Source organism: Clostridium sp. BSD9I1, from assembly GCF_900185645.1.
Lineage (GTDB): Bacteria > Bacillota > Clostridia > Clostridiales > Clostridiaceae > Clostridium_AK.
Genome location: NZ_FYAM01000027.1, coordinates 68724 through 81800, shown reverse-complemented (window position 1 = coordinate 81800; position 13077 = coordinate 68724). Strand labels below are relative to the sequence as shown.

At 29.8% G+C, this 13077-nt stretch carries 15 protein-coding genes and 1 riboswitch; of the genes, 2 read left to right on the top strand and 13 right to left on the bottom strand.

Translation table 11 applies throughout. From position 1 onward, the window contains the following. The first annotated feature begins 81 nt into the window (after positions 1-81). Together BSD9I1_RS17375 and BSD9I1_RS17370 are read left to right on the top strand one after the other, a co-directional pair. Positions 82-1074: a hypothetical protein gene (locus BSD9I1_RS17375; RefSeq protein ID WP_186431363.1), complete on the top strand. Its 993-nt coding sequence runs from the start codon at positions 82-84 to the stop codon at positions 1072-1074. A gap of 27 nt (positions 1075-1101) precedes the next feature. Then, positions 1102-1225: riboswitch (cyclic di-AMP (ydaO/yuaA leader) on the top strand. A gap of 3 nt (positions 1226-1228) precedes the next feature. After that, positions 1229-1756 carry a cell wall hydrolase gene (locus BSD9I1_RS17370; RefSeq protein ID WP_035306558.1) on the top strand — a complete coding sequence of 176 codons (528 nt, stop codon included), beginning with the start codon at positions 1229-1231 and terminating at the stop codon, positions 1754-1756. Positions 1757-1829: 73 nt separating this feature from the next. On the opposite strand, the gene BSD9I1_RS17365 is transcribed toward BSD9I1_RS17370, so the two are convergent. The 13 genes from BSD9I1_RS17365 to BSD9I1_RS17305 form a co-directional block, all read right to left on the bottom strand. After that, on the bottom strand, positions 1830-2693 hold the full coding sequence (locus BSD9I1_RS17365) for an NAD(P)/FAD-dependent oxidoreductase (RefSeq protein ID WP_186431362.1): 864 nt from the start codon (positions 2691-2693) through the stop codon (positions 1830-1832). Between the two features lie 28 nt (positions 2694-2721). After that, complete coding sequence (trxA, locus tag BSD9I1_RS17360) at positions 2722-3039, bottom strand: thioredoxin (RefSeq protein WP_186431361.1); 318 nt, start codon at positions 3037-3039, stop codon at positions 2722-2724. Between the two features lie 103 nt (positions 3040-3142). Continuing rightward, positions 3143-4408, bottom strand: a complete 1266-nt coding sequence (locus BSD9I1_RS17355; RefSeq protein WP_186431360.1) for a hypothetical protein — start codon at positions 4406-4408, stop codon at positions 3143-3145. A gap of 85 nt (positions 4409-4493) precedes the next feature. Next, positions 4494-5513, bottom strand: a complete 1020-nt coding sequence (locus BSD9I1_RS17350) for a DUF4652 domain-containing protein (RefSeq protein ID WP_186431359.1) — start codon at positions 5511-5513, stop codon at positions 4494-4496. After that, a complete protein-coding gene (locus BSD9I1_RS17345) occupies positions 5510-6067 on the bottom strand; it encodes an RNA polymerase sigma factor (protein ID WP_186431358.1) in 558 nt (185 codons plus the stop codon). The genes BSD9I1_RS17350 and BSD9I1_RS17345 overlap by 4 nt, the downstream gene beginning before the upstream one ends. A gap of 123 nt (positions 6068-6190) precedes the next feature. Continuing rightward, positions 6191-6898 (bottom strand): tetratricopeptide repeat protein, encoded by a 708-nt coding sequence (locus BSD9I1_RS17340; RefSeq protein ID WP_186431357.1) that lies wholly within the window; start codon positions 6896-6898, stop codon positions 6191-6193. A 185-nt stretch (positions 6899-7083) separates the two neighbouring features. Then, entirely contained in the window at positions 7084-7998 is a 915-nt protein-coding gene (gene citG, locus BSD9I1_RS17335) for a triphosphoribosyl-dephospho-CoA synthase CitG (protein ID WP_186431356.1), read from the bottom strand. After that, positions 7991-8518: a citrate lyase holo-[acyl-carrier protein] synthase gene (citX, locus tag BSD9I1_RS17330; RefSeq protein ID WP_186431355.1), complete on the bottom strand. Its 528-nt coding sequence runs from the start codon at positions 8516-8518 to the stop codon at positions 7991-7993. Before citX ends, citG begins: the two co-directional genes overlap by 8 nt. 1 nt (position 8519) lies before the next feature. Beyond that, positions 8520-9566 carry a [citrate (pro-3S)-lyase] ligase gene (citC, locus tag BSD9I1_RS17325; protein WP_306345889.1) on the bottom strand — a complete coding sequence of 349 codons (1047 nt, stop codon included), beginning with the start codon at positions 9564-9566 and terminating at the stop codon, positions 8520-8522. Positions 9567-9670: 104 nt separating this feature from the next. Continuing rightward, complete coding sequence (gene citF / locus BSD9I1_RS17320) at positions 9671-11212, bottom strand: citrate lyase subunit alpha (RefSeq protein WP_186431354.1); 1542 nt, start codon at positions 11210-11212, stop codon at positions 9671-9673. 43 nt (positions 11213-11255) lie between these two features. Beyond that, entirely contained in the window at positions 11256-12131 is an 876-nt protein-coding gene (locus tag BSD9I1_RS17315) for a CoA ester lyase (RefSeq protein WP_035306538.1), read from the bottom strand. A 40-nt stretch (positions 12132-12171) separates the two neighbouring features. Next, entirely contained in the window at positions 12172-12435 is a 264-nt protein-coding gene (gene citD / locus BSD9I1_RS17310) for a citrate lyase acyl carrier protein (RefSeq protein ID WP_186431353.1), read from the bottom strand. A gap of 78 nt (positions 12436-12513) precedes the next feature. After that, complete coding sequence (locus BSD9I1_RS17305; protein ID WP_186431352.1) at positions 12514-13071, bottom strand: Fe-S-containing hydro-lyase; 558 nt, start codon at positions 13069-13071, stop codon at positions 12514-12516. Between the last annotated feature and the right edge of the window lie 6 nt (positions 13072-13077).

Sequence of the window (13077 nt, the reverse complement as noted above, 5' to 3'; positions counted from 1 at the left end):
TTTATTAAATTATTAATAAAATTTTTTAGAAGTAATTTTATTAAATTGTAATGAATATTATAACTAGAAGGGGGGATTAAAATGAAAAACAAAAAGCTTATTATAGGCATAATAGCATTTGCCCTATTACTAATTATAGGTAATATACTTAACACCTATTCATTATTAAAAAATTTTACTAAAGATAGCCCTAAAAAAGTATTACACATTAGTATAACATCTATTAATAATACTAATAATAAAACTTGGAATTTAATAAAAGAACAGAGCATAGATATAGAAAAATCAAGAGAAGAACTCCCAATCATAGTAAAGGAATTAAAAGAAGTTAAAAATAACTTAAATAATATAGAAGCAAATACTATAAACGCTAACGAATATAGCAACTTATTACAAGGTTTAAATTATAATATACATATATACGAACAACTTGTTGCTATATTTGCTAATCCTCAAGGAGGAGATATGGACAAGGCCTTAATAACGTTAAAAAATCTTAATAATAAATGTCTTTACCACTATTCACTTTTCCATACTAATAGATTAAGTATTTCATTAACTGATAAAAGTAAAACTTATATAAATAATTGTATCTCTTATATAGAGGACCTTATTAGAATTAGAAAAACTAATGAAATTAATACTGCACAATATAAAGAATTTATTGATTCTATGGATGAAATTTTAAGTTCATTTATAGATATTAAAATGAATTATAATGATTACGTGGATAGATTAAACAAGAACCTTAGTTTAGATTCATTGATGGAAATAGTTGATTCAAATGTAGAACAAGTTCAAGGGATAAAGACTGAGTTCTCTAAACTAACTGTACCTTCTAACTCTGTATATATATATGAATTATTTTTAACTACTTTAAATAACTATATTTCATATATACAAAGTTTTAAATTAGATGTTATTTCCTATCAAAACCAAAAAGAAACATCTAATTATACTAAAGAAGTAACTTCTACTTATAATGAAACAGAAGCATCCTATAACACACTAAATAATAACTTTAATTCTTTTGTAGAATCTTATGAAAAATTTAAAGAAGATACTATAAATTAATATGTATTTTTTATGATTTTTCGGGCACAATATCATTAGCCTAAGTAAAAAAAACACGGGGGAACCAAGTTTTGGGGTGAATCATATTTACTATGAAGGTTAACCTTTACCTAATCCGTCAGCTAACCCCGTCGGTAAAAGGAGCGAAATACATATGAAAAAGATAATCAGTATAATTTTAACTTCTTATCTTTTATTATTGTCCAGTACCACAAGTTTGGCTGCTATGCCTCAACCTGATATAGATTGTGACTTATTTAATGATCAAAGTATTGCAGTAGAAGTTTTTGGAGAAAATAAAAGTAAAATTTATATAACTAGTGAAGATATATATCTAATGGCTCAAGTAGTTTATGCAGAAAGTCGCGGCGAGCCTTATGAGGGTAAAATTGCTGTGGCATCTGTAATCTTAAACAGAGTAAAAAATCCTGGTTTCCCTAAATCTGTGTCAGGTGTAATAAAACAACCTTACGCATTTTCTTGTGTGAAAAATGGAGTTATCAAATTAACTCCTGATAAAGATAGCTTTAATGCAGTTACTGATGCATTAAAGGGTAAAGATCCTACAAATAAAGCTGTATTTTTTTATAACCCCAAAATAGCTACCTGTGGTTGGATGAAAAATATCGATAAAAGTAATAAAAAGGTTATAGGTAATCATGTATTCTTTGTAGTAAAATAATTTTACTACACTAACTTAAATAAGCTTAGCCTATGAGAAGTTTCTCATAGGCTTTAAATCATTGATTATAAACTTATTTTTTTAATGAATCGATATATGAAACAGCATTTAATGCTGCTACTTGGCCTTCTCCAGCAGATTTTAGATACTGATACGGCTTTCCTGCACAATCTCCTGCTGCAAAGCATCCTGGTATATTTGTCTTCATTTCTCTATCAACTTTTATATGCCCATTTTCCATTTCAAGTCCTGGTACTAACTGTGATGGCGATACACTGTCCTTTAACACAAATAATCCATCTGTTTCTAATTGAGAAGTCTTTAGAATAAGCTTTTCTACTTTAGCTTCTCCTTGTATTTCAACAGGATTATCTTCTATTAATTCAATGCTATTTTTCAAATCGTATTGCGCCTTGTACATAGGTACATAGTTTACCTTAGAAGCTAACTCACTTACAAAATTGGCTTCTTCTTCTGCTTCTCTATTATATCCTATAATAGTTACAACCTTTCCCTTATATAAGGGTGCATCGCATGTAGCACAATACCCTACTCCTCTTCCAAGTAACTCTTCTTCACCTTTTAATGGTTTTGTAAATTCCATTCCTGTTGCGATTATCACAGTAGTAGCTTCATAAGTCTTATCATTAGCCATTACTGCAAAATAATCCCCCATTCCATAAACTGCTGTAATTTTTTCAGTTGTTATCTGTATGTCCATTGAGTTTAAATGATTCTTAAAGTTATCTTTAAGTTCTTTTCCAGTTACATCATAAAACCCTAAATAATTATTTACCTTAGGTGCTTTAATCAGCTTATTACTTAGATTCTCAGTTCCAAATATAATAAACTGCTTATTTCTTATCTTAGCATTTATAGCTGCAGAAAGTCCCGCTGGTCCGCTTCCTATTATAGCCATATCATATCTTTTAGTCATTTACTACACCTCTTTTTATCATATATTATTAAAAATTTCTCTCAATAGCCATTTTTATTGCTTGCTTTGGTCTAAATCCAACTAAGTTTTCAACTATTTTTCCACCCTTGAATACAAGCACTGTTGGTATGCTTTCTATTCTATATTGGCTTGAAACTGTTGGATTCTCATCTACATTTATCTTTACAAACTTAGCCTTATTTTTTAACTCTTTAGATATTTCGTCTATTACAGGTCCAAGCATTTTACAAGGACCACACCAAGGTGCCCAAAAATCTACTACAGTTATAATATCTGATTTTAAAACCTCATCTTGAAAGTTGTTGTCTTTTATTTCTTTTACCATACTTATTCCTCCCACATACCCCCAAAGGGTATTATATATTATAATTTTATATCACTTTTTTAGCCAAGTCAATACTATTTAATAATAATTATTAGTTATAGATTTATTTTTTCATATTTAGTATTTCTTTTATAATGGAGTTATTATACATAGAATCCTTAAATCTATTAGTTAACATAGACGCATAGCCTTTTGACTTATTGATATCCACATCTTTATATAATAATGCCAATTTATATAAGGTTACATCTTCATAAACGCCATTTGGATATTTGCTATGATAAAGGCTATAATAATATATTGATTTTTCTATATCCTCCATATTTTCATGAACAATCCCAAGCATATATAAAGTATCTGGTAAAAAGTATGCCTTAGAACCCACGCTTTGAGCTCTTTCTAAAAAGTACTTAGCTTCTTTATACTTATTACTTTTTAGATATTCATGTCCCTTGTTATAGAAATATTGTGCCCCTTCATTTTCTAATAAATCTCTAGCTTTACTGTATAGAGCTTTATCATTAATAGATAGCTCTTTATTATTCCACTTTTCTGTATATTTTAGTAAATTTTCAAAGTCTTTTTTATTAATAAGTTCTTTTAATTGGCTTTGTGAAAACTTCTCTTCCTTTAATTGAGTTTCCTTTACTATGTTATTACCATTATTGTTATTTGGTTCAATATTTTCTTTTGCTTCAATTTCCTTTGATTTATAACTTTTATTTTCACTAATTTTTATTTTATCCTGTTTATAAGATAATAGCTTATTATCACTATTAAAAAATCTCAATAATATTGCAGATCCCAATGTAACAACCACAATACACAATATTACAGCTACTTTATATTTAGAAATTGAATTATTATTTACATACTTTTTTACAGATTTTTTCTGCATTAGAGCAAAGCTATTCTTCTTGTCCATTTGTATTACTTTACTTAAATATTGCAATCCCATATCATAATTACCTTTTTTTATACAGCATAAAGCTAAATAATTGTTTACACTTATGGAATTAAAATCACTCTCAGCGCACTTTTTTAATTTTGAGTAAGCCTCATTAATGTTTAAATTATTTATAAGTTCTAGGGCTTCCTTATATAAATTAAATCTTTCTTTATCCTTTAGTGTATCCTCTAAATATCTACTTGCTATCTTATCTCTATTTATTTGGGCATTCATTTCCCAAAGTCTTCTTGAATTATCTAAGTCCCCCTTGAAATAAAGTAAAAGTCCCTTTAAATTAATTGCAGCTGCATTATTTATATTTAAAGCTATACTTTTTTCACATAATTCCAAAGCATTATCTATATATCCATTATTGTATTTGTTTATCGCCTTAGTATATAAATTATTAGACTTTTTCATAAGTTCCTCCTTAGTATTATATGCACACATAAATTATACATATTATAACTAAAAAAGAGAACCTAAATTTTAGGCTCTCCTTCATCTATCTATCATATAGCACTTTAAAGTTTTCTATTACTTTTTCTTCCACATGAGATTCTAAGTAATTTTCATCCTCATATACATTTATTTTTAGCTTAAGACTTATACTCCCATCATTATTTAATACCTTTTCTACATCAGTTACTTCCCTTTTATCATCTTGAGTTTTATACACTGAATATGTGTTACCTGTGTCTATATTAACAATAAATAAATCTCCTCCTTTAGTTATTGTTCCAAAGCCATATCCTATGGTAACAAGTAAATTTTTATCATCCCACCATTGTAATTTCTTTGGAGCATACTGAATGGATTCATCCTTAAAGGAAAGCTTATATATTTTCTTAGTTGCATTTTCCCTGAGTATTATAGGATGTATTCCTTCTTCAGTCCCATCTACGTTTTGTCCTTCTACTACCGCACTAAATTTTTTATCAGGTGAATTCTTCCAATTGTCACTAGATAGTGACTTAGTTTCTAAACTGCTTATTTTGAAAGCATACTTTTCCTCTAGGAAAACTGTTGGGTTTATTAGCGCTGTATCTACTTCTTTTCTTATTTGATTTTCTTGCTCTGAACTTTTTATCATAAAGTTTTCAGGTTCAGCTTTGCTTAACATGGCATTCTTAGGAGCTATGTCTTTAGCTAATTTTTGCCCTGAAGTTTCATTCATCTTATTTGATATATACGGAGCTAATGAAATAAAACCAATTAGTAAAGCTGCACAAGTGCTATATATAAATTTATATCTTTTAAAATATAATATCATCCTTTTACTAATCTTTTTTTCATACATATTCTTATCTATGCTATCCATTATAGAGGATCTTGAACTTTTAAATACTATATCCTTATTTTCAATTACACTCTTAAATGCTTTTTCTATCTTAAGTTCTTCTTCATAACAAGCTTTGCAACTTGAGCACTCTTCTATATGCTTTTCCATAGCAATTTCCATATCCATGCTTAAACTACCCTCTATATAGTCATCTAATCTTTTTAAAAATGTGCTGCAATTCATCCTCTACACCTCTTTTCCTGAATAGAAATACTTTTTTTGAACTTTTCTCTTGCATTATAATATCTTCTTTTTACTGAGGATTCACTGATTTTCATGATTTGCGCTATATCATGAAATGTAGCATTTTCTCCTGAATACCTTAATAGTACTATTTGCCTATCTACTTCTTCTAGGGAGCATAAAAACTTCTCTACTTGTTCTTTCATTTCTTTAAATTCTAAAAGATCCTGTGGAGTTGCTTCTTTGGATGCTAATTCCCTCATTTCATCTATGTTAGCTTCTACGGTCTTCTTATTCTTTCTAATATAATCTATGCATTTATTTCTTGCTATTTGAAATATCCAGTTAGAAAACTTATACTCACTTTTGTAAAGATAAAGTTTATTATATACCGTTATAAATACATCTTGAGTTATATCTTCAGCAGTTTGTGTATTTTTTATAAGATTATATATAAACCTTAATATAGGGAGTTCATATTTATTTACTATTATATTAAAACTATCTAAATTCCCTCTTAATACTTCTTTTACAAGTCTTAAATCCTCATCCACTTTCTTATTACTTCCTTTCTAAAAACATGTTTTCATATATTTATACGAAGCTATTTTTATTAAGTTATATCTTCTAATGCTAATTTTTATATTAACTTATACCATAATCCCCTATGCTATTTTCTATTTTATTAACTCCTGGAACTCTTTACTTTGTCTAACATTATCAAAATCTCTTTCTACCCTTGCTTCTTCTTTTACTACCTTATCCATTTCAATTGCTATTTTAAGATATTTTACTGTGTTTTTCACGTCACCTTTTCTTCCATAAATACTTGCTTTCCCATAATAACTCCATATATAATTCTCAACTTCTAAATTTTTATCATACCATTTCAAAGCCTCATCATATTTATCGTACAATTCATAGGTCAGTGCTTTATTGAACAAAGCATATCCGTAGTTAGGGCTTATTTCTAATGCCTTATTTATATTTTTCATTCCTTCTTCAAGACTTCCGCTATAAGCTAGTGCAATTCCCTTTATGTTATATGATTTATAATGTTTACTGTCTTTTTTAATGATTTCATTTGCCAAATTAATTGATTCAGTATATTTATTATCAAAAAAAGCCTTATAAGCCTTTTGATAAATTTGTTCCAACTCTTTATTTTCCTTATCTTTTTCTTCATCAGCTTGTTTATCAATTTCACTTGACTCTTTATCACTTTTTAAAATAGCTTTATCATCAGCTACCTCAATTTTTTTTGTGTTATTATCACTTATATACCTCTTATTTTTTATTTCTCCATTGAATATGAAGACTACACTTACAATAGAAAGCACTGAAAAAAATATTACTTTATTTTTTAATGATAACTTATTCCACATTCTTAACCCTCCCAACATAAAAAATTACTTTATACAAAAACAGATATATTAATTTTAAACTAAAAATAATATTATTTAAATGGTAAAACAAAAATCCCTAATCACTAACCGCTATATATAACTGTTTAACAGCACTTAGCGACTAGTGATTAGGGACTATCTACTTATGTAAAACTTACAATATTTCACTCTAAATTATTAGTATCAAAGTATTCTTTCACCAGTGAAAAAAACACAGTAACTGCCAGTAGGTCTGCACTTCCTCCTGGGCTTATTCTTCTATTAGTAAAATCTATATCTAAATCTCTTATTGCTTGTTTTCCTCCTACAGTGTTCATACCACCAATGCTTATTATATATCTTGCTCTTTCCTGTACTTCTGAAAGTATCTCCTTAGAATGTCTATGAAGTACATTAGAGTCTTCTGAATACTGCATTATTCCCAAGAGAGTATTTACTAATCTGTCGTTTTGAGTTAAGCAATTATTTTCCTCGTAAAAATCTAATGAAAATTTAAATATTATCGGAAGTCCTCTTTCTACTTCTCCTCTTATCCCTTCTGTGTTATAGAGAAGATATAGTTTTTCACCATATGAAAGCTTTCTTTTTCTAGAAAGTTCCTCTAATGATTCATATTTTTTTACTTCCTCTTTTAATGGATAAAGTTCTCTTTCAACTAAACCTTCACACATATCTTTAATTATCTCAGGAATATCTCTAAATTGCCTTTTATCGTGAATTGCCTTTCCTGTAGCAACGCATGCTATGCCCATTAAGAATAGCATACCCTTATGCGTATTTATTCCAGATGTCTTTTTAAACATCTGCTTTTCTCCCTCTATTCCTATAGGACGAATATATTTTAATAATTCTCTTGAATTCTTAGAAGAAAACCCCTCTTCTACACATAAAGTCAAGTATTTTATTAAGGCACAAGTGCTATCTATAAATGTATAATGATCCATGTCATTATGAGCACCCGTTGATATTACAGATACAAGTCCTGGTGAAGGAGCACAGGCTACTTCATAAAGCATTGATTGTATTGCAAAACTGCTTATATCAAATGCAGCTTCATGAATATTAAAATCCTTAGTCATCTGTTTTCTCCGCTTCTTTATTTAGATATTTTATGTATCTTTCTTGTATAAATTTTATTACTTCATCTATTGAATGCTTTTGAGCTCTTACACAATTTTGTGCCATATCACTACATATAAAGCATTTTCTTGATAGATATCCCAAGTCTTTTCTACTTATTCCATTCCCATCCTTATCGTATACATCTATATCTCCAAGCCTTCCAAGTAAATGATTTTCTTCAAGTTCTATAGTTTTTTTCTTTACAATCGAAGCATCCTCATTTACTACTAGTATTAGTAATGGGCCTTCAGCAGTAAACTTAAAATCCTCATATAAGACATAATCCCTAAAAATATTAGAAATTTCTTCCCTTAATACTTTCGATATATTAGAGGTAAGATCATTATTCTTAATTTCTCCCGGAAAATTTATTCTTAAGCATACAATTGATAGTGAATATTTTTCTATAAGCTCTTCTATTAAGTAAACTCTTTCTTCTCGTGCATTTAAAATATCTAAAGCATTATAATTTTTCATCTTAGTGTCGAGATTTGGTGTTTTTTATTTTCTCCCCTATCTCTTTCCCCTTTTCAGATTTTAAAAATTCAAAAGTCACTTCAGGTACTAAGTCTTTTATTTCATCTAATCTATCAGTTCTTATAAGTTCTCTTACCCTAGAAGCACTAATAAAACTTCCACCTTGTTCTTTCCTCCTTATTTCTACAAGCTCTATGCCATGGTTTGGTAGTGTATTTTTCAAAGCTTCATTATAAGCACGAGTTACCTCATCATAAGGCTCTTCTCCTACAAACCTTTTTTTAATATTAAACTTTTCTCCAAAATACTTCCCAAATATACCTGCATCAATTTCTCCATGGGCCCTTGACCTTGTATCATCTTCCCTTATGAAATATGTAGGGAATGTAGCAGAGGATATTATATATTCTCCTCCAGGGATAACTTTTACATTTTCTAAATCCTTTGTGCCTTCTTTAACTAAATTATATCTAAACTCAAATGGAAATAAGGATTTATCTTCTTCAACTATAAACACAATCACTTCTTTACATACCTTTGAGGCTTCTTCAATTAAATATCTATGCCCTAAAGTAAAAGGGTTACAATTCATTACCAATGCCCCTTTTTCTATTGAATCATCTATGTTATACTTTTCCTTAATTTTGTTTAAAGATTTATTTATATCATATATTCCATATTCTAAAAACACTGCATCATGAGCTTCATATAATACTTTAAAGCTAAGAGATTTAAACACTTCCTTCTTATCTGGCTTTGTAAATATAAAGTTATGATATATACCTTCTTCAAAAGATTTATCTATTAGTGATGTGATAAGTGTAGATGTAACGTTTTCGCCTCTTAAATCATCTGAAACTGCAAAACATTTAAAAATGTTCTTTGCTTTTGAGCAAGTTGCTTTTATCTCTCCTTCAATCTCCATAACCAAAGTATAATCTACATCATCATCCAACTTAAGTCCAAAACTTTCTAAAAAATTATATACTCTTTTTCTTTCTTCTTCATTTTTCAAGTTTATATTATGTAAGTTTAAACCATATATCATTTAAATCTACTCCTATTACAGTTTTTTATTTAGTCATATATTATTATACCCTATTAATTTTAAATAAAAAATAAGGACTGCTAAATGCAGCCCTTATTTTTATATTATTCTAAAGGTTTTTTAACTACATCAATTACAGTACCATTTCTGTATTCGACTATAGCTACAATTTCATCAGTTGTTTTTATTGCTTCAGGTTTTCCTGTCATTTTTTCAGCTACTTCCTTTAACTCTTCTATAGTCATTACAGGAAGATTAGTTTCTTTTAATTTTTCTATTAAATCCTGTCTTCTTGGATTTACAGCAATTCCTCTTTCTGTAACTAAAACATCTATGCTTTCACCTGGAGTTGTAACTGTTGTAACTTTATCTTTGATAATTGGTAATCTTGCTTTTACAAGGTTTGTAACTATAATAGCAAGTTTTGAACCTGCAGCAGTATCACTGTGTCCACCTGAACCACCCATGATTACTCCATCAGATCCAGTTGTTACGTTAACATTAAAGTTAGTATCTATTTCTGTAGCACCTAGTATCATAACATCTAAGTTATTTGCTACTGCACCTTTATTATGTGGGTTACCATACATGGAAGCTGACATTGCCATGTGTCCTGGATTTTTAGTATAGGATTCTATAGCTTTTAAATCAAAGCACTGTACATCAAATAAGTTTTTGAATAGTCCTTCTTCAAACATTTCTACAATATATCCAGTGATTCCACCTGCTGCAAAGCTTCCTACTACACCTTTAGCTTTCATTATTTCTTTTAATTCTGCTGCAACTGCAAGGGAAGTACCACCTGCACCTGTTTGGAATGATAAGCCATCTTTAATTAGTCCTGATGCTTCTATAACTTCAGTTGCCATTTTTGCTATCTTAAGTCCTACAGGATCTTTAGTTACCTTTGTTGTTCCAGAAACTATTCCTGCTGGATTTCCTATAGAATCAATTTTTACAATATAATCTACATATATTTGTGTGATATCTATAGGGCATGCTGGATATGGAACTAAGTTATCAGTAATAGCTACTACTTTATCAGCATATTCCGCATCAGTAACAGCATATCCTAAAGTACCACAAGCAGATGGTCCTTGAACTCCATTTAAGTTACCATATGTATCAGCTGTTGGAGCTGCAATAAAGGCTACATCAACATGTAAGTCTCCGCATTCCATAGCTCTTGGTCTTCCACCATGAGTCATCATAACGGCTGGTTTCTTTAAGTATCCCTTTGATATAGCTTGAGCTACAGGACCTGACATATAGTTTGCATATATTCCTGTTACAACTCCACTCTTCATATATTCTACAAGTGGTTCATGTATTGGGAATATGGAACTTGCAGCAATAGTTATATCCTTAATTCCTCTTTTAGCTATTGCATGCATTACCATATTTAAAACAAAGTCACCATTTCTTAAGTGATGGTGGAAGGAAATTGTCATACCATCTTTTATTTCTACTTTGTCTAAAGCTTCTTCAATGCTCGCTAATACCTTGTTTTCTCCTGGAATTACGCTTTTAACTTTCATTGATCTTTTTTCTACTACTCCACAATTTTCAAAAGCGCCTTCAAATGGCTTTATTTCACCATAACCTTCTATATAATCTGGTAGTTCTCTACCAAGCACATTTTTCATCTTAATCCCTCGCTTTATTATTTATATTACATTTAACTTGAGATTATCTTATAAGTCCTAATCTCTTAGCTAATTCAACAGTTGTTATTGCTCTATTTATAACAGGTGCATCTATCATTTTTCCATCTAAGGAGAATACTCCAAGACCCTTTGCAAAAGCTTCATCTCTTGCTTCAAGAACTCTTATTGCATACTTAATTTCAGCTTCAGTTGGATTAAATACTGAGTGAATAGTATCTACTTGTCTTGGGTTTATAGAAGCTTTTCCTGTAAATCCTATTGATTTAGCCTTCATTGTATCAAGTCTTAATCCTTCGTAATCGTTTGTATCAGTAAATGGTGTATCTATAGCATCTATTCTTGCTGCTCTACAAGCTGCTGAGAATCTATTTCTTGCATAGGAAATTTCTTCACTTTCTTTAGTTCTCTTTATTCCAAAGTCTGAAGTTAAATCTTCTGCTCCTAAAAGTAGTCCTACAAGTCTTGGAGTAGCTGTAGCAACATCATATACAGTTTCTAATCCATAAGCAGTTTCTATAAGACCAAATAAGTTAATGCTTCCCTTTTCAAATCCTTCTTCTTCTTCTATCTTAGTAATTATTGCATCGGCTTCAATAAGCTGTTCTCTTGTTGCTTTTGGTACTAATATAGTATCTGGTTTAACTCTTGCCATAGCTTCTAAATCTGTTGGTCCAAATTCAGTATCTAAAGGATTTATTCTAACTACTAATTCAACTTTTGAATAGTCTACTGTCTTTATAGCTCCTTTAACTAATTCTCTAGCTGCATCTTTTTCAGTTAAGCTAACAGCATCTTCTAAATCTAGAATAACAGCATCTGCTCCTAAAATAGGGGCATTTTGAAGCATTCCAGGATTATTACCAGGCATGAATAACATAGTTCTTCTTAATTTTTTCATAGTAACTTCACCTCAAATTCTTTTTTAAGCATATTGTGAATTATTGTGCTCTTGATACAGCAGTTGCAAGTCTTGCTTTTAATGTGTAATCAAGAGCTCCCTTATCTTGAACCTGTATTTTAACTCCATCAAGTTCTAGTTCAGTTGCCTTTTCTAATATAACTTTCTTTATTTGTTCTCCGAATTGCTTCATAACTATACTTTCTATTTCAACTTCTACTCCTGTATTATCATTTGGTATTATCATGATAAGAGCATCATTTGATTCCAAAGTTCCAGCTTTAGCTACCTTATTTATTTTCATTATTTTTACCTTCCTTTCTAAAACCAACAGTTAAAACTGAAGACTTTTAAAATCCTCAGTTTTAACTATTAATTTGAACTACTTTAAGCTATTTAAATATGCTTGTTGTCCCATTTCATATAAGTTATTACCTTCACTATCTATAACAACAACAACTGGTAAATCTTCTACTTCTAATCTTCTTAAAGCTTCAGCACCTAAATCTTCATAAGTAACTATTTCAGCCTTTTTAACTGATCTTCCCATTAATGCTGCTGCTCCACCGATTGCTGCAAAGTAAACACCAGTGTTTCTCTTTATAGCATCGATAACTTCTTGTGATCTTAATCCTTTTCCAATCATTCCTTTTAAACCTGCGTCTAAAAGTTTTGGAGTATATGGATCCATTCTATAGCTTGTAGTTGGACCTGCTGAACCTATTGGCTGGCCTGGTTTTGCAGGTGTTGGTCCAACATAATATATTATTTGATCTTTTACATCAACTGGTAATTCTTCACCTTTATCTAATAGATCTACTAATCTTTTATGTCCAGCATCTCTTGAAGTATATATAACTCCAGTAAGAAGTACTGAGTCTCCTGCCTTTAAGCCTTTAACTTTTTCTGCTGTTAATGGAGTTGTAATTCTTATATCCATTTATTT

What these genes read in the sequence shown, in the direction of transcription:
- BSD9I1_RS17375 (WP_186431363.1), top strand. Translation starts at nt 82, where the DNA reads ATGAAAAACAAAAAGCTTATTATAGGCATAATAGCATTTGCCCTATTA.
- BSD9I1_RS17370 (WP_035306558.1), top strand. Translation starts at nt 1,229, where the DNA reads ATGAAAAAGATAATCAGTATAATTTTAACTTCTTATCTTTTATTATTG.
- BSD9I1_RS17365 (WP_186431362.1), bottom strand. Translation starts at nt 2,693, where the DNA reads ATGACTAAAAGATATGATATGGCTATAATAGGAAGCGGACCAGCGGGA.
- trxA (WP_186431361.1), bottom strand. Translation starts at nt 3,039, where the DNA reads ATGGTAAAAGAAATAAAAGACAACAACTTTCAAGATGAGGTTTTAAAA.
- BSD9I1_RS17355 (WP_186431360.1), bottom strand. Translation starts at nt 4,408, where the DNA reads ATGAAAAAGTCTAATAATTTATATACTAAGGCGATAAACAAATACAAT.
- BSD9I1_RS17350 (WP_186431359.1), bottom strand. Translation starts at nt 5,513, where the DNA reads ATGAATTGCAGCACATTTTTAAAAAGATTAGATGACTATATAGAGGGT.
- BSD9I1_RS17340 (WP_186431357.1), bottom strand. Translation starts at nt 6,898, where the DNA reads ATGTGGAATAAGTTATCATTAAAAAATAAAGTAATATTTTTTTCAGTG.
- citG (WP_186431356.1), bottom strand. Translation starts at nt 7,998, where the DNA reads ATGACTAAGGATTTTAATATTCATGAAGCTGCATTTGATATAAGCAGT.
- citX (WP_186431355.1), bottom strand. Translation starts at nt 8,518, where the DNA reads ATGAAAAATTATAATGCTTTAGATATTTTAAATGCACGAGAAGAAAGA.
- citC (WP_306345889.1), bottom strand. Translation starts at nt 9,566, where the DNA reads ATGATATATGGTTTAAACTTACATAATATAAACTTGAAAAATGAAGAA.
- citF (WP_186431354.1), bottom strand. Translation starts at nt 11,212, where the DNA reads ATGAAAAATGTGCTTGGTAGAGAACTACCAGATTATATAGAAGGTTAT.
- BSD9I1_RS17315 (WP_035306538.1), bottom strand. Translation starts at nt 12,131, where the DNA reads ATGAAAAAATTAAGAAGAACTATGTTATTCATGCCTGGTAATAATCCT.
- citD (WP_186431353.1), bottom strand. Translation starts at nt 12,435, where the DNA reads ATGAAAATAAATAAGGTAGCTAAAGCTGGAACTTTGGAATCAAATGAT.
- BSD9I1_RS17305 (WP_186431352.1), bottom strand. Translation starts at nt 13,071, where the DNA reads ATGGATATAAGAATTACAACTCCATTAACAGCAGAAAAAGTTAAAGGC.